Origin of the sequence: uncultured Halopseudomonas sp. (assembly GCF_963977355.1) — a bacterium.
Lineage (GTDB): Bacteria > Pseudomonadota > Gammaproteobacteria > Pseudomonadales > Pseudomonadaceae > Halopseudomonas.
In genome coordinates this window covers 44,234-59,262 of sequence record NZ_CAXBOV010000003.1, presented here as the reverse complement: position 1 = coordinate 59,262, position 15,029 = coordinate 44,234, and the positions used below count along the sequence as shown (strand labels likewise).

Sequence of the window (15,029 nt, the reverse complement as noted above, 5' to 3'; positions counted from 1 at the left end):
ACCCAGCGCTCCATAACAGGGCGCCCTATCGCAAACAACCCAGACGATGGTCTATGATAGGCCATCTTTTGAAGCGAAGGGTCTGTCATGACTGTTCAGTTGTTTGTCCCCGGGGAAACCCGACTGCACGAGAAGCGCGTTGCCCTGGTCCCAGTGGTAGCGGAAAAACTTTCCAAACTCGGGATCGAAATCAGCTTTCAGCCGGGAGCCGGTGAAGCCGCCAGGATTCCCGACGCTGCTTATGAAAAAGTGGGCGTCAAGGTTGCCGAGCCACCTACCGGTGTCGATCTGGTGTTTCGTGTGCAACCGCCATCGATCGCGGAAATCGAGCAGATGAAACCCGGCACCGTGCTCTGTTGCTTTGTTTATGCACACCGTGAAGCCCCTATCGTGCAGGCCTTGCGTGATCACAAGATTACCTGTTTTGCGATGGAGCTTGTGCCGCGCATTACCCGTGCACAAGCCATGGATGCCTTGTCTTCCCAGGCAGCTCTGGCCGGTTATTATGCCGCTTTGCTAGCAGCGACCAATCTCAACCGTATTTTGCCAATGATGACCACGGCTGTGGGTTCACTTCGCCCGGCGCGCATCCTTGTAATGGGGGCCGGGGTAGCAGGCTTGCAGGCTCTGGCTACGGCTAAGCGGCTCGGTGCAATCGTAGAGGGCTATGACGTTCGTCCGGAGGTGAAAGAGCAGGTTGAGTCCGTAGGCGGCAAATTCGTTGATACCGGGGTATCTGCCAGCGGTTCTGGCGGTTATGCCCGAGAGTTGACATCGGAAGAACAGGCCAAGGTTGATGAGGTGCTTACCCGCCATATCCAGAATGCCGATGCGGTAATCACTACAGCGTCCATTCCAGGTCGTCCCAGCCCCAAAATCATCAGTGAATCCCAGATCCTCGGCATGAAGCCAGGCTCGGTGATTGTTGACCTTGCGGCAGAGGGCGGCGGCAATACGCCCCTGACTCAGCCCGGCGACACCGTCGAGGTTGGTCCGACCACCATCGTCGCGCCACTGAATATTCCCAGCCACCTTGCGGAGCACGCATCAGAGTTGTACTCGCGCAACCTGTTGGCTCTTATCAGCCTGATGGTCAAGGATGGTGAATTGACTATCGACTGGGAAGACGAGGTTCTGGCGGGCGCCGTGTTGACTCATGACGGTGAAATCAAGAACGAAGCGGCCCGAAAAGCAGCCGAAACCACTACGGGGGAATGATCATGGACGCTACAACCACTATTACCGGGTTTGTTGCCCTGTATATCTTTATGCTCGCCGCCTTTACCGGCTACGAGATCATCGGTCGCGTTCCGGCGATTCTGCACACGCCCCTGATGTCCGGTTCCAACTTCATCCACGGTATTGTTGTCGTAGGTGCCATGTGGGCGCTGTTGAATGCGGCGACACCACTGGAACAGGTTATCGGCTTCTTCGGCGTACTCCTGGGGGCGGGCAACGCAGCGGGCGGTTACGTTGTGACCGAGCGCATGCTGCAGATGTTCAAAACCAGCGACAAGCGCGCTGACAAAGCCTCAACGTCGGATAAGGAATAGGTCATGGATACAACGCTGATAATCGAAGCGGCCTATTTTCTTGCGGCCCTGTTGTTTATTTACGGACTCAAGCGCATGGCGAGTCCGGTAACTGCTCGCTCAGGTATTGTTGTTGCCGGCTGGGGTATGGTTATCGCCGTGGCTGTGGCTTTCCTCTATGGCCTGGACGTTAACGAAAAAGCTCAGCCCCATGTATGGGTCAACCTGGTGCTGGTTGTCATAGCGCTTGGCATAGGCATTGGTTGGGCCTGGTACAGCGGCAAGAAAGTCGCCATGACTGATATGCCGCAGATGGTTGCCCTGTATAACGGTATGGGTGGCGGCGCGGCAGCTGCAATTGCCGCTATCGAGCTGTTTTCGGGTAACGCTCAGTCCCACGGGCTGGTAGTGACTGTACTTGCCGTACTTGGCGGCCTTATTGGTGCTGTGGCGCTGTCGGGCTCATTGATTGCCTGGGCCAAGCTTGATGGTCGAATCAACAAGACCATCCGTCTGCCTGGCCAGCAAGCGCTCAATGCGGTGCTGTTTTTTCTGGCATTGGCAACTGGCGCGGCAATCACTACCGCGGGCATGGCAAGCGAGGTGTCCATCACACTGGTATCAGTATTCTTCATTCTGTCGCTGGTGTTGGGTGTCATGCTGACCAACCCGATTGGCGGCGCCGACATGCCAGTGGTGATCTCCCTGTACAACGCCTTTACCGGTCTGGCTGTTGCATTTGAAGGTTTCGTGCTGCAGAACCCTGCGATGATCATTGCCGGTACCGTGGTTGGTTCGGCGGGTACGCTGCTGACGCTGATGATGGCCAAGGCAATGAATCGTCCGGTGTCCAACGTAATCTTCAGTCAGTTCGGCGAGACAGCCGATGCCGGCGACAGCGAGATCGAAGGCAGCATGAAAGCGGCAGAAGCCTCCGATGCGGCAATCGCGATGTATTACGCCAATAAGGTCATCATCGTTCCGGGTTACGGCCTGGCAGTTGCCCAGGCTCAGCACAAACTCTACGAGTTCGTGAAGATGCTGCAGAAGCAGGGCGTTGACGTGCGCTTTGCTATCCATCCGGTTGCCGGCCGTATGCCTGGTCACATGAACGTATTGCTGGCGGAAGCTGGCGTGCCTTACGACATCATCTTTGACCTGGAAGACATCAACGAGGACTTCGCCCAGGCGGATGTTGCAATCGTACTGGGTGCCAACGACGTTGTTAACCCGGCTGCGCGAACCAAGAAGTCGAGTCCGATCTACGGTATGCCGATCCTCAATGTGGATATGGCGCAGACTGCCTATGTGGTCAAACGCGGGCAGGGCAAGGGGTACTCCGGGGTAGAGAACGAACTGTTCTATGCCGACAATACCTCCATGGTCTACGGTGATGCCCAGAAGGTGATGGCGCAAATGATCGAGGCGATCAAGTCACTCGGTTAACGGACGGCGCTCCATAGGGGCAGTATGTTTGAGAAAATGTCATCCCCGCGAAGGTGGGGATCCATTTTCACTTTTGCACCAGACACAAAAAAGCCAGCGTAAGCTGGCTTTTTTGTGTTCAGAAAACAGGCGCCGGGGTAGCCCCGGCGGTCTGCTTACTTGGCAGCAACGTTGTAACCGAAGATGGACTTGACCTCGAGGAAATCCTCGAAGCCGTAGTGGCCCCACTCACGGCCGATACCTGATTCCTTGTAACCGCCAAAGGGCGCCTTGTTGTCCAGCGGAGCGCCGTTGAGGTGCACCATGCCGGTACGAATGCGGCGAGCAACATTACGTGCACGATCCAGATTGGAGGAGGATACATAGCCAGACAGCCCATAGACGGTGTCGTTGGCAATGCGCACAGCATCTTCTTCATCTTCATAACCGATGATCGACAGCACGGGCCCAAAGATTTCTTCGCGAGCAATGTGCATGTCGTTAGTTACGTGGCTGAACACAGTCGGCTTGACATAAAAGCCCGTCGCGAGGCCTTCAGGACGATCCGGACCGCCGGTGACGAGTTTAGCGCCTTCCTCGATACCGTCCTTGATCAGACCCTGAATTTTCTTCCACTGGTTTTCCGAAGCCACCGGGCCGATGACAGTATCGCTGGCGTTCGGATCACCAGCCTTGACCTTGGCAGCGACGGCGTTGGCAATAGCAGCCACTTCGTCCATACGGTTGTTGGGTACCAGCAGGCGAGTCGGCGCGTTACAGGACTGGCCGGTATTGTTCATGCAGGACATGACCGCATGGCCAACCATTTTTTCAAAGTCGACATCATCAAGCAGAATATTGGCGGACTTGCCACCCAGCTCCAGAGCGATACGTTTGATGGTGTCTGCACCGGACTTCATGACCATCCGGCCAGCGGCGGTGGAACCTGTGAAGGACATCATGTCGATGCCGGGGTGTGCAGACATGGCTGCGCCAACAGTGGGGCCGTCGCCATTGACCAGGTTGAATACACCAGCGGGTACACCGGCTTCTTCAAGAACTTCAGCCAGAATCAAGGCAGACAAGGGCGCAACTTCAGAGGGCTTGAGAACCATGGTGCAGCCAGTGGCCAGAGCGGGGGCAACCTTGCAGGCCATCTGGTTCATCGGCCAGTTCCAGGGGGTAATCAGACCGCAAACACCAATTGGCTCCTTTACGACCAGCGTGGTGCCCATCTCTTCTTCGAACTTGAACTCCTTGAGCGCGTCCAGAGCGGCTGAAAAGTGCCCGATACCTGACGGCGCCTGTGCAGTCTTGGAGAGCTTGGCCGGTGCACCCATCTCGATGGAAATGGCTTCTGCAACGTCGGGGAGGCGCTTCATGAAAACTTCCATGACTCGCTCAAGTAGAGCGATGCGCTCTTCGCGCGTTGTCTGGGAAAAGGTGACAAAGGCATTTCTGGCGGCTTCAACAGCCAGATCGACGTCTTCCTTGTTACCCAGTGCGATGGTAGCAGCGACCTGTTCTGTCGCTGGGTTGATCACGTCGATAGTCCTGTCGCCTTTTGGCTGGACCCACTCGCCGTTGATGAAGAATTCGTGGTAATGATTCATTGATGGACTCCTTTTCTTACGGTTCGAATATACCTCTGAAGATACCATTGTCCAGCCCGGTCTATCAGCCTCTTTGTGCATCATCTGCTTTCCATTGATGTCGGAACATCGGTTGACCTGATGTGGCCAGGCAATAACAACTGAGTCGGTTATCAGTGCGGGGATGTATGGATACGTGTCAGCGCCTTCTGGATGCGCACAAATAGCCTTATAATGCGGGTCGCAGGACAGCTGAATACTTGACTAAAACGCTTGGCTATTGCATAGTGCGGCAATGTCCAATCGGTTCGGGATCGCTAATGCGACTGACAACGAAAGGCCGCTATGCGGTAACCGCCATGCTGGATCTTGCCCTGCACGAAGATCAGGGGCCGATCACGCTGGCGGATATTTCACAGCGTCAAGGTGTGTCCATTTCATATCTTGAACAGCTTTTTGCCAAGCTGCGTCGATGCAAGCTGGTCGAGAGCGTACGCGGGCCTGGTGGTGGTTATCGTCTGGCCGGTGGTCCCTCCGCCATCAGTGTGGCGCAGATTGTCGAAGCCGTTAACGATTCCATGGACGCCACACGATGCCTTGGACGCGGTGACTGCCAGCAGGGTGAAGTCTGCCTGACGCACCATTTATGGTCTGATCTGAGCGAACGACTGCACGACTTCCTTAGCGATATCAGCCTTGCTGATCTGGTTTCACGTGAAGATATTCAGCGTGTCCGTATTCGGCAGGATCAAAGCGGCTGCATCAACAGCTCTGCATCCAAAGCATCAACGTTGGAACGAATTATCTGAAGCGGTCACAAGAACCGTCCGATTCATGCAGTGCAGGCCACCGTTGGCCCGTGCTGCTGCCTGAAATAAGCAGCGACAGATGGTTCACACCATCCGTTGCCTGACCGAGGTGATACCGTGACTGAACAAGTCGAAAGCCTTATCAAGCGCGATTACGCAGCTGGATTTCACTCCAGCATCGAATCCGATACTCTGCCTCCCGGTCTGGATGAGAGCACTGTACGCTTCATATCCGAGAAGAAGGGCGAGCCCGAGTGGCTGCTTGAGTGGCGCCTAAAGGCGTTCCGCGCCTGGCAGGAGATGGATGAGCCTACATGGGCCCACGTGCATTATCCGGAAATTGATTTCCAGGCGGTTTCCTATTTTTCTTCGCCCAAGAGCATGGCTGACAAGCCGAAGAGCCTGGACGAAGTCGATCCTGAACTTATTCGTACTTATGAAAAGTTGGGGATCCCGCTCCACGAGCAGGAGATGCTTGCCGGTGTTGCTGTCGATGCGGTATTCGATTCGGTATCGGTAGTGACCACCTTCCGCGCCAAGCTGGAAGAGGCGGGCGTGATCTTTTGTCCTATCAGTGAAGCGGTGCATCGTTGTCCGGAGCTGGTCAAAAAGTATCTGGGTAGCGTTGTCCCTCAGAAGGATAACTATTACGCAGCGCTTAACTCGGCGGTCTTCTCCGATGGTTCCTTCGTTTACATCCCCAAGGGCGTGCGTTGCCCCATGGAGCTGTCGACCTATTTCCGCATCAACGAGATGAACACAGGACAGTTTGAGCGCACGCTGATCATCGCCGAGGAGGGCTCTCAAGTGAGCTACCTCGAGGGTTGTACCGCACCGATGCGTGACGAGAATCAGCTCCACGCTGCTGTCGTCGAGTTGGTTGCACTCGATAACGCGACCATCAAGTACTCGACTGTGCAGAACTGGTATCCGGGTAACGCGGAAGGTAAGGGTGGTATCTACAACTTTGTTACCAAGCGCGGCATTTGCCATACCAATGCAAAGATTTCCTGGACTCAGGTTGAGACCGGTTCTGCAGTCACCTGGAAATATCCAAGCTGCATCCTCAAGGGTGATAACAGTGTCGGTGAGTTCTATTCGGTCGCTCTGACCAATAATTTCCAGCAGGCCGACACCGGCACCAAGATGATTCACCTGGGCAAGAACACCAAGTCCACAATCATCGCCAAGGGTATTTCTGCGGGGCAGAGCAATAGTGCTTACCGTGGTCTGGTGCGCTTTAATCCCGGTGCCGACGGCGCGCGTAACTTTACCCAGTGCGACTCATTGCTGATTGGTGATCGCTGCGGTGCTCATACGTTTCCCTATATAGAAAGCCGCAACCCGACAGCGGTAGTCGAACACGAGGCTACGACCTCCAAGGTCAGTGATGACCAGATGTTCCTGTGCCAGCAGCGAGGACTGGATGCCGAAAAAGCGATCTCGATGATCGTCAACGGCTTCTGCCGCGAGGTATTCAAGGAGCTTCCAATGGAGTTCGCGGTCGAGGCAGGCAAGTTGCTTGAAGTCAGTCTGGAAGGGTCGGTGGGTTAATCCCGACTTTCAGTCTGCTCCAGATATATAAAATTCACACAGTTATTGGGCGTCAAATATGTTATCAGTCAAAGGGTTGCACGCTAAAGTTGAGCAAATAGATATCCTTAAGGGCCTGGACATCGAGATCAAGCCGGGCGAGGTTCACGCGATTATGGGGCCCAATGGCTCCGGTAAGAGCACCCTCGGTAACGTTCTGGCCGGGCGTCCAGGCTACGAAGCAACAGCCGGCTCCATTACCTACAAGGGGCATGATCTGCTCGAGATGGATACCGAGGAGCGAGCCCGTGAAGGCCTGTTTCTGGCATTCCAGTATCCGGTAGAAATTCCCGGTGTCAGCAACATGGAGTTCCTGAAGGTTTCTCTTGATGCGCGGCGCAAGCATGCCGGGCTGCCGGAGCTCTCGGCCGTCGACTTCATGAAGTTGGCCCGCGAAACCAGCAAGCGTGTAGATCTGCCTGCGAGCTTTCTCAAGCGTGGAGTAAACGAGGGTTTCTCCGGCGGTGAGAAGAAGCGTAACGAGCTGATGCAGATGATGCTGCTCGCGCCAGACCTGTGCATTCTCGACGAGACCGATTCGGGTCTGGACATCGACGCTCTGCAATTGGTTGCCGATGGCGTGAACAGCCTGCGTGACGGCAAACGTAGCTTCATTGTCGTGACCCACTATCAACGCTTGCTTGATTACATCGTTCCCGATCACGTCCATGTATTGGCCGGCGGTCGGATCGTCAAATCCGGTGACAAGAGTCTGGCACTTGAGCTGGAAGCCAAGGGATATGCCTGGCTCGAAGAAGAGGTGGCCTGATCACCATGACGGATTTTCAGAACAGGGCGCTTGAACTAGCCGCCCAACAGCAAAGCCCCGACTGGTTGGCCAGTCTGCGCCGGCAGGGTGCGGATAACTGGTCAGCCGCTCCCTGGCCCAGCCGCAAGACCGAGCACTGGAAATACACGCCACTTGCTCCGCTGCAAACGGCAGTTTCGGGCACTTGGGGTACATCTCCAGGTACGGATTGGAAGCAGGATATTGAGCCGATCGATGAGCTTGATGCCATCCGCCTGGTTTTCGTCAACGGGCAGTTCATGCCTGGTGAATCCAGCGCCTTACCTGCGGGTGTGGTGCGTTTCGCCGACGCCGACGAGACCCAGCGCGAACTGGTGCAGGAGCATCTTGGCGCCGTGGTTGATTCCGGTCGCCACCTCTTTGCTGCGTTGAGCAATGCCTGGACTGCGGACGGTCTGCTGATTCATGTTCCCCGTGGCGAAAAGCTCGCCAAGCCGGTGTATATCATCAATGTCTCTACGCCAGCCGCCGAGCCGGCCATCAGTAACCAGCGCGTGCTGGTGGTTCTGGAAGAGAATAGCCAGGCGGAGTTGATTGAGCATTATGCTTCAAGTAGCGAGCAACAGAACGGCTTTGTTAACTGCCTGACAGAGGTTGTCGTCGGCAATAACGCGCAAGTTCAGCACTACCGTATCAACCTTGAGCAGGAAGACCTGCTGCATGTGGGTGGTGTGCATGTGGATCTGCATCGTTCTGCCCGCTTCTATGGCTTTACTATCGCCCAGGGTAGCCGTCTCAAGCGCATTGATTACCAGGTCAACCACCGTGGTGAAGGTGCGCATCTGGAGCTGCATGGTGTCTACCTGCCACGCAACAAGCAGTTGATCGACTATCACACCAACGTCGAGCACTGCGTACCGCATTGCACCACTAACGAGGTTTTCCGCGGTATTGTCGGAGACTCATCCAAGGCCGTGTTCAACGGGCGTATTCATATTCATCCGCACGCGCAGAAGACGCTGGCCGAACTGAGTAACAAGAACCTGTTGACCTCGCACAATGCCGAGATCAATACCAAACCGGAGCTTGAGATCTACGCCGACGACGTACGGTGCGCCCATGGCGCTACTATCAGTCAGCTTAACGAGACGTCGCTGTTTTATCTCCAGAGCCGCGGTGTGTCCCACGCCGAGGCCATGAGCATGCTCAGCTTCGGCTTTATAAACGAGCTGCTCAACGACGTACCGGAGCCCTCGATACAGCACTACCTGCGCCCGCGTCTGGCCGAGCTGTTTGGCCGCAAAAGCGGCAAGATAGGACAATTGGCCTATGACTGATCCGGCACTGAAGGCAGTTACCGCGTTTGATGCTGAGCAGGTGAGGATGGATTTCCCGATCCTGCACCAGCAGGTAAACGGACATCCACTGGTTTACCTGGATAACGCGGCGACCACGCAGAAGCCCCAGGCGGTCATTCAGGCGATCGTCGATTACTATCAGCAGGACAACAGCAACGTGCACCGCGGTGCACATGCGCTGGCCGAGCGGGCTACCGAAAAGTTCGAGGCAGCGCGAAGCAAGGTTGCCCGGTTTATCAACGCCGCTGAAGCACGTCAGGTGATCTGGACCCGGGGTACCACCGAGAGTATCAATCTGGTGGCTGCCAGTTGGGGCAGAGCGAACCTCAACAAGGGCGACCGCGTTCTCGTTTCAGCGATGGAGCATCATTCCAACATAGTTCCCTGGCAGATGGTCGCAGCCGAAGTCGGCGCCACCGTAGAGGCTATTCCAGTTGACGCCACTGGCACCATCGATATGCAGGGACTGGTGGCTATGCTGGATGATCGGGTTCGCATGATTGCCTGCGGCCATGTATCCAATGCCTTCGGTAGCATCAACCCGATAGCGGACATTGTGAAACTGGCCCACGATCACGGTGCACTCTGTCTCGTGGATGGTGCGCAAGCCATCAGTCATTGGCCGGTCGACGTGCAGGCGCTCGACTGCGATTTCTATGTGTTTTCCGCGCACAAGCTCTTTGGTCCTACGGGTCTTGGCGTGCTTTATGGCCGCCTCGACTTACTCGAAAGCATGACCCCCTATCAGGGCGGTGGCGAGATGATCGAATCAGTCAGTTTCGATGGGACCACCTATAATCAATTGCCTTACAAATTCGAGGCAGGCACACCGGATATTGCCAGCGTGATCGGCATGGGTGCTGCCGTGGATTATGTGCAGAGCCTTGATCGGGAAGGGGCTGCCGACCACGAAGATGCTCTGCTTGCCTATGCTCAGCAACGTGCCCTTGATACCCCGGGTATGAAACTGGTAGGCACGGCCAAGGACAAGGTCGCGGTGATGAGCTTCTTGCTGGAGGGCGCCCATCCCCACGACGTGGGCATGCTGCTCGACCAGCAGGGTGTTGCGGTGCGCACAGGTAATCACTGCGCGCAGCCGATCATGGACCAGTTCGGTATTCCTGGCACTATCCGCGCCAGTTTCAGTATCTACAATACCTTTGCCGATGTTGATCGTTTGTTCGAGGCATTGGCCAAGGTCAGACAGTTCCTATAGGAGTCATGCATGAGCGTTGAATCCTTTGATCCGGGCAGTCAGGTGGTAACAGTTACTCCCGCTGCTTTGGAACATTTCCGTCGTCAACTTGCCAGCCAGCCAGGACGTTCCGTCCGGCTGAGTGTTAAAAAGAGTGGCTGTACGGGTTTCATGTACGTGATCGATATGGTCGAGCAGGGCGCCGAGAGTGACCTGCGCTACCAGCTCGATGGCGAGATAGAGCTTTTCGTCGATGGCGATAGCCTGCCGATTCTCAGTGGCACGCAAATCGATCTGGTCAAGGAGGGCATCAACAAACAGATTCGTTTCGTCAATCCCAACGTCATCGACGAGTGTGGTTGCGGCGAAAGTTTCAGCGTGAATTAAGGCAGACCTACAGATGGAAAGACGTATGGTGGTTGCGCAGGCAGATTGTCCTGCGCGCCGGGTTCCGGACGGCACGCCGCTGACCATTCCCAAGGATACTTTTGTCACCATCACCCAGGCTCTGGGTGGGAATTATACGGTGACCTATCACGGCCAGATGGTTCGCGTGGACGGCACTGATGCGGACAAGCTTGGCCTTGAGCCCGAGCTTCTCAGCTTTCCCGAGCCAACAGATGACCAGATTCACGAAGAGCAGGTATGGGAAGCATTGCGCACAGTATATGACCCCGAGATCCCGGTTGATCTGGTGAATCTGGGGCTCATCTACGCTGTCGAGGTTGATCAGGAACGAAAGCGTGTGGATATCCGCATGACCCTGACGGCACCCGCCTGCGGTATGGGTCCAGTCCTGGTAGGGGACGTGGAGTACCGAGTACGCCGGGTACCCAATGTAGAGGCCGTCAAGGTTGATCTGGTGTTCGATCCGGCCTGGTCCCGCGAAATGATGAGCGAAGAAGCTCAACTCGCTACCGGCATGTTCTTTTAAGGAAACGCAGACCATGAGTCAGTTTGGCACCGAAGTCACCAGCGACGATATTATCGATACGCTGTCTTTCTTCGACACCTGGGAAGATCGTTATAAATACATCATCGACCTGGGTCGTGAGCTTCCCCCCCTGGATGAAGCACAGCGTTCGGACGACCATATCGTGCGTGGATGCCAGAGTCAGGTCTGGCTGGTGGGTCATGAAAAGGACGGACGGCTGTACTTTGATGCCGACAGTGATGCTTTTATCGTCAAGGGGCTGCTTGCGGTGGTTCTCGCAGCCTATAATGGCAAAACGCCCGAGGAAATACGGGACTTCGATATTGAGCAGTATTTCGCAGAGCTGAATTTGCTCAAGCATTTGAGCATGACCCGAGGAAACGGCTTGAAAGCCATGGTCAAACGCATTCAGCAAAGCGCCGAATCCAAAGTCTGACCCACCTTGCATCACGGAAATGAGACTGAGCCTTATCGGAGCCTCACTCCAGGAGTTAATTGGAAAGCGTCAAGGCGTGAGTCAGCTTTGCCCGCCGCACAACTGCCTCTTGTCTGAGACACTATCTGGTTGTAAGGTTCGCACTGCGAAACAATCCCGACTATGATCGGGTTGCACAATAAAAAAAGCAGGCAATGGCCACATGCACAATGTCTGGATGCGCCTTAAGGGCGACTTTCAGTTATCCATCATTACCCTGGTAGGGATCTGTTCCCTGATCGGGATTACCCCCTATACGGTGTACCGTCTACTCGAGGGCAACTTGCTCGTTGGCGGTGTGGACGCTGTTATGGTCTGCAGTACCTGTATTGCAGTGGTATATGCCTGGAGAACGGGTAATACCCTGAAGCCGGGCCAATTCCTTGCGGTGGTCTATTCGATTGGTACGTTCCTGGTAGCGATCAAACTGGGCGTCAATGGCCTGTTCTGGTTCTATACCCTCATCCTGTTCAACTTCTTTGTTGTACCCCCCCTACAAAGCGCTGCGGCAACCTTCTGTTCGCTTCTGGCTATCTGTATTTACGGTTACCTGCATCCGGGTGTAGTGTTTGAAAGCCTCTATCAGATGACATCGTTTTTTGTTACTTGTCTGATTGCCAGTTTTTTTGCATCGGTGTTTGCCTACCGTGGGCGTCGTCAGCGCGAACAGCTTGTCGAGCTGGCTACACTGGACCCTTTGACCAGGGTAGGTAATCGCAGGGCAATGGATTCGGAGCTGGAGATCGCTTTGGCTGAGCACAGGCGATACGGTACGCGCTATGGCATGTTGGTACTGGATCTTGATCTGTTCAAGGAGGTCAATGACTCACATGGACACAAGGCAGGGGACCGCGTCCTGATCGAGTTTACCCGCATAATCAAACAGTCTTCCCGCCAGTCCGACAGGTTGTTCCGCATGGGGGGCGAGGAGTTTGTACTCTTGCTTCCCAAATTGTCCCGCCAAGGTCTGGAAAAAACGGCAAGTCACATTCGCACTAGCGTTGCCGAGCAACTCAAGGGACCTGGCGGGCCGGTTACAGTGTCCATAGGCGGCAGTGTGCTGGACCAGCACTCTAGCGTAGATGCCTGGATGCATGAAGCTGATACGTGCTTGTATCAAGCCAAGGAAGGAGGGCGTAACCGCTACGTTATAAGCCCGACAAACGAGTCTTACGGTCGAACGCAAGGACAGACTCAGCTCGAAAAAGAACTGAGTCCTGCGGAAAATCAGGGATAGTTGCTGAAGGTTGTCTGAGTGCCGTCGGCTTCGACCGCAACCACATCGTAATTGTCTTGCCGATCACCCATTTCCATTCCGGGTGAACCTACAGGCATACCCGGTACTGCAAGTCCCAGCAGATCCGGTTGATTCTGCATGCGCAGGATGTCTGCAGCGGGGACGTGACCTTCTACGAAGCGACCATCAATCACACCGGTGTGACAGGAAGCCAGTTCGCGAGGCACGCCATGCTGCTGCTTTATCAATCCCATGTTGTTTTCCAGGTGATCGTTGACCGCAAAGCCGTTTTCTTTAAGATGCTCAATCCAGGCAGAACAACATCCGCAGTTGGGATCGCGGTAAACGTCTATGGAAACGGGATCTGCTGCGTATAGCCAGCTTGCGCCGAGCATACTGCTGGCCAGGACTGCGGTCATTGCTATCAACTTCATGGGGATCTCCTGTTGGTAGTCCCAGCATACGGCTTCACTCCTGCGCTGACAATAAAGAAGACCAAGAGAAACAGTGATCTAGACAGGATGCTTTGTTACCTGTCTTTACCGCTTGGCGATGATCCATACCGCATGGACGATGCCGGGGATATAACCGAGCAGAGTGAGCAGGATGTTCAGCCAGAAGGCGCCACCCAGACCGACTTGAAGAAATACACCCAGTGGCGGTAGCAGGATGGCTACCAGTACTCGAATCAGGTCCATTTAATGCTCCTTTTCATGATTGATGCCGATTCAGACAGATTTACGGTCACTGGGTTCCTTCAGTGCCGAATCTCCCGTTGTCGCTGCCTGGCGCGGCAATACTATCCAGGCGATCAATCCGGCAACCAGACCCCAGAACGCTGCTCCAATGGAGAACAACGTAAAGCCCGAAGCGGACACCATGAAGACAATTAAAGCGGCTTCTCGCTCCCCGGGATTCTCCATTGCCTTGGCGAGTCCGCTGGCGATCGAGCCAAGTAAGGCCAGAGCCGCGATGCTGATTACCAGTACGGGCGGCAGCGCCATGAACAGTACCGCAAGGGTGCCGGCAAACAGGGCGATAGCAGCGAAGAACAATCCACACCAAAGCGCCGCCGTGTAACGCCGTAATGGATCAGGGTGAGCCTCCTTGCCGGTGCAGACCGCAGCGCTGATTGCTGCAAGATTCAGCCCGTGGGAGCCGAAAGGGGCGAGTAGTATTGACGCGATACCGGTTAGCGACAATATGGGTGCAGGATCGGGCTCATAGCCGTCCGTCTTGAGAACGGCCAGGCCTGGAAGATTTTGTGAGGTCATGGCGACGATGTATAGCGGCAAACTGATGCTGATGATTGTGCCCATCGACCAGCTGGGCGTTGTCCAGACTGGCATGGTCAGCTGCCAGCTTACCTCGGGCATATCCAGCATACCCGCAAGCCAGGCCACCAACGTTCCAATCACCAATGTCAGCAATACGGCATAACGTGCCATCCAGCGTTTACCCAGCAGATAGCTGGCAAGCATGGTCATGACCAGCCCGATATGCCCATCGGCGGCCTCAAGCATTTGTGCGCCAATACGAAACAGGATGCCGGCCAGTAGTGCCGCGGCCAGGGAGCCGGGGAGCCAGCGCATCAGTCGCGCGACAGTGCTGCTCACGCCGCTCAGCAGCAGCATCAGCCCGCAGACCATGAAAGCGCCTATGGCATCGCTATAAGCCACGCCCGGTAGGCTGGTGATCAGCAGGGCAGCGCCCGGTGTGGACCATACGACCACCAGGGGCATGCGGTAACGCAGGGACAGAGCAAGGGTACACACGGCCATACCGATCGACAGTGCCCATATCCAGGATGCAATCTGGCCTGGTGTCAATCCAGCGGCCTGACCGGCCTGGATCATCAGTACAACTGAGCTGGTGTAACCGGTCAGCATGGCTATAAAACCGGCAGACAGGGTTGCAAGGCTAGAGTCGCGGAAAATGTTGCGGTGCTGATTTAGGGGCAGAGCTTGCATTCGAGGGCGTGCCAGTCAGGGTCCATTTTACCGAACAATAGCTTGAACCGGGCTTCGGGCCGAGGTACAGCCAGCCCCTGATGCGACATAACAGTTGGCGTGCGACCCTTGCTGCGGGCTCAATCGGTCAAAGCGAAACGGTAGGCGTTTTGCTCGAGATC

Annotated in this window: 16 protein-coding genes; 12 read left to right on the top strand and 4 right to left on the bottom strand. The window is 55.5% G+C overall.

From position 1 onward, the window contains the following. Positions 1-87 precede the first annotated feature (87 nt). From AAC076_RS02085 to AAC076_RS02075, 3 genes are read left to right on the top strand one after another with little or no spacing between them, the layout of a single operon-like run. Positions 88-1,218 carry an NAD(P) transhydrogenase subunit alpha gene (locus AAC076_RS02085; RefSeq protein WP_339842701.1) on the top strand — a complete coding sequence of 377 codons (1,131 nt, stop codon included), beginning with the start codon at positions 88-90 and terminating at the stop codon, positions 1,216-1,218. A gap of 2 nt (positions 1,219-1,220) precedes the next feature. Beyond that, positions 1,221-1,553, top strand: a complete 333-nt coding sequence (locus tag AAC076_RS02080) for an NAD(P) transhydrogenase subunit alpha (RefSeq protein WP_339842700.1) — start codon at positions 1,221-1,223, stop codon at positions 1,551-1,553. Between the two features lie 3 nt (positions 1,554-1,556). After that, positions 1,557-2,978 (top strand): NAD(P)(+) transhydrogenase (Re/Si-specific) subunit beta, encoded by a 1,422-nt coding sequence (locus AAC076_RS02075; protein WP_339842699.1) that lies wholly within the window; start codon positions 1,557-1,559, stop codon positions 2,976-2,978. Between the two features lie 155 nt (positions 2,979-3,133). On the opposite strand, the gene AAC076_RS02070 is transcribed toward AAC076_RS02075, so the two are convergent. Further along, positions 3,134-4,570: an aldehyde dehydrogenase family protein gene (locus tag AAC076_RS02070; RefSeq protein WP_339842698.1), complete on the bottom strand. Its 1,437-nt coding sequence runs from the start codon at positions 4,568-4,570 to the stop codon at positions 3,134-3,136. Between the two features lie 299 nt (positions 4,571-4,869). On the opposite strand from AAC076_RS02070, the gene iscR reads away from it, so the two are divergent. From iscR to AAC076_RS02025, 9 genes are all read left to right on the top strand, one after another. Next, on the top strand, positions 4,870-5,358 hold the full coding sequence (gene iscR, locus AAC076_RS02065) for a Fe-S cluster assembly transcriptional regulator IscR (protein ID WP_339842697.1): 489 nt from the start codon (positions 4,870-4,872) through the stop codon (positions 5,356-5,358). A 117-nt stretch (positions 5,359-5,475) separates the two neighbouring features. Continuing rightward, positions 5,476-6,912, top strand: a complete 1,437-nt coding sequence (sufB, locus tag AAC076_RS02060; protein ID WP_339842696.1) for a Fe-S cluster assembly protein SufB — start codon at positions 5,476-5,478, stop codon at positions 6,910-6,912. A gap of 58 nt (positions 6,913-6,970) precedes the next feature. Next, positions 6,971-7,720: a Fe-S cluster assembly ATPase SufC gene (gene sufC, locus AAC076_RS02055; RefSeq protein ID WP_339842695.1), complete on the top strand. Its 750-nt coding sequence runs from the start codon at positions 6,971-6,973 to the stop codon at positions 7,718-7,720. A gap of 5 nt (positions 7,721-7,725) precedes the next feature. Next, positions 7,726-9,036, top strand: coding sequence for a Fe-S cluster assembly protein SufD (gene sufD / locus AAC076_RS02050; protein WP_339842694.1), 1,311 nt, complete (start codon positions 7,726-7,728; stop codon positions 9,034-9,036). Next, a complete protein-coding gene (locus tag AAC076_RS02045) occupies positions 9,029-10,273 on the top strand; it encodes a cysteine desulfurase (protein ID WP_339842693.1) in 1,245 nt (414 codons plus the stop codon). Before sufD ends, AAC076_RS02045 begins: the two co-directional genes overlap by 8 nt. Positions 10,274-10,282: 9 nt before the next feature. Continuing rightward, positions 10,283-10,639, top strand: a complete 357-nt coding sequence (locus tag AAC076_RS02040) for an iron-sulfur cluster assembly accessory protein (RefSeq protein WP_339842692.1) — start codon at positions 10,283-10,285, stop codon at positions 10,637-10,639. A 13-nt stretch (positions 10,640-10,652) separates the two neighbouring features. Continuing rightward, on the top strand, positions 10,653-11,186 hold the full coding sequence (sufT, locus tag AAC076_RS02035; RefSeq protein ID WP_339842691.1) for a putative Fe-S cluster assembly protein SufT: 534 nt from the start codon (positions 10,653-10,655) through the stop codon (positions 11,184-11,186). Positions 11,187-11,199: 13 nt separating this feature from the next. Then, positions 11,200-11,622, top strand: coding sequence for a SufE family protein (locus AAC076_RS02030; protein ID WP_339842690.1), 423 nt, complete (start codon positions 11,200-11,202; stop codon positions 11,620-11,622). 202 nt (positions 11,623-11,824) lie between these two features. After that, on the top strand, positions 11,825-12,898 hold the full coding sequence (locus tag AAC076_RS02025; protein WP_339842689.1) for a GGDEF domain-containing protein: 1,074 nt from the start codon (positions 11,825-11,827) through the stop codon (positions 12,896-12,898). Here AAC076_RS02025 and AAC076_RS02020 read toward each other — a convergent pair. The 3 genes from AAC076_RS02020 to AAC076_RS02010 all read right to left on the bottom strand — a co-directional run bounded on the left by AAC076_RS02020 (position 12,889) and on the right by AAC076_RS02010 (position 14,868). Beyond that, positions 12,889-13,317, bottom strand: coding sequence for a DUF411 domain-containing protein (locus AAC076_RS02020; protein ID WP_339842803.1), 429 nt, complete (start codon positions 13,315-13,317; stop codon positions 12,889-12,891). The genes AAC076_RS02025 and AAC076_RS02020 overlap by 10 nt on opposite strands. Before the next feature lie 120 nt (positions 13,318-13,437). Continuing rightward, positions 13,438-13,596 carry a YqaE/Pmp3 family membrane protein gene (locus AAC076_RS02015; protein WP_339842688.1) on the bottom strand — a complete coding sequence of 53 codons (159 nt, stop codon included), beginning with the start codon at positions 13,594-13,596 and terminating at the stop codon, positions 13,438-13,440. 30 nt (positions 13,597-13,626) lie between these two features. Next, the gene (locus AAC076_RS02010) at positions 13,627-14,868 is read right to left on the bottom strand and encodes a benzoate/H(+) symporter BenE family transporter (protein WP_339842687.1); all 1,242 of its coding nucleotides are present in this window, start codon (positions 14,866-14,868) and stop codon (positions 13,627-13,629) included. Between the last annotated feature and the right edge of the window lie 161 nt (positions 14,869-15,029).

Bases quoted from the DNA above. Each gene is read 5' to 3' on its own strand.
- AAC076_RS02085 (WP_339842701.1), top strand. From the start codon at position 88: ATGACTGTTCAGTTGTTTGTCCCCGGGGAAACCCGACTGCACGAGAAG.
- AAC076_RS02080 (WP_339842700.1), top strand. From the start codon at position 1,221: ATGGACGCTACAACCACTATTACCGGGTTTGTTGCCCTGTATATCTTT.
- AAC076_RS02075 (WP_339842699.1), top strand. From the start codon at position 1,557: ATGGATACAACGCTGATAATCGAAGCGGCCTATTTTCTTGCGGCCCTG.
- AAC076_RS02070 (WP_339842698.1), bottom strand. From the start codon at position 4,570: ATGAATCATTACCACGAATTCTTCATCAACGGCGAGTGGGTCCAGCCA.
- iscR (WP_339842697.1), top strand. From the start codon at position 4,870: ATGCGACTGACAACGAAAGGCCGCTATGCGGTAACCGCCATGCTGGAT.
- sufC (WP_339842695.1), top strand. From the start codon at position 6,971: ATGTTATCAGTCAAAGGGTTGCACGCTAAAGTTGAGCAAATAGATATC.
- sufD (WP_339842694.1), top strand. From the start codon at position 7,726: ATGACGGATTTTCAGAACAGGGCGCTTGAACTAGCCGCCCAACAGCAA.
- AAC076_RS02045 (WP_339842693.1), top strand. From the start codon at position 9,029: ATGACTGATCCGGCACTGAAGGCAGTTACCGCGTTTGATGCTGAGCAG.
- AAC076_RS02040 (WP_339842692.1), top strand. From the start codon at position 10,283: ATGAGCGTTGAATCCTTTGATCCGGGCAGTCAGGTGGTAACAGTTACT.
- sufT (WP_339842691.1), top strand. From the start codon at position 10,653: ATGGAAAGACGTATGGTGGTTGCGCAGGCAGATTGTCCTGCGCGCCGG.
- AAC076_RS02030 (WP_339842690.1), top strand. From the start codon at position 11,200: ATGAGTCAGTTTGGCACCGAAGTCACCAGCGACGATATTATCGATACG.
- AAC076_RS02025 (WP_339842689.1), top strand. From the start codon at position 11,825: ATGCACAATGTCTGGATGCGCCTTAAGGGCGACTTTCAGTTATCCATC.
- AAC076_RS02020 (WP_339842803.1), bottom strand. From the start codon at position 13,317: ATGACCGCAGTCCTGGCCAGCAGTATGCTCGGCGCAAGCTGGCTATAC.
- AAC076_RS02015 (WP_339842688.1), bottom strand. From the start codon at position 13,596: ATGGACCTGATTCGAGTACTGGTAGCCATCCTGCTACCGCCACTGGGT.
- AAC076_RS02010 (WP_339842687.1), bottom strand. From the start codon at position 14,868: ATGCAAGCTCTGCCCCTAAATCAGCACCGCAACATTTTCCGCGACTCT.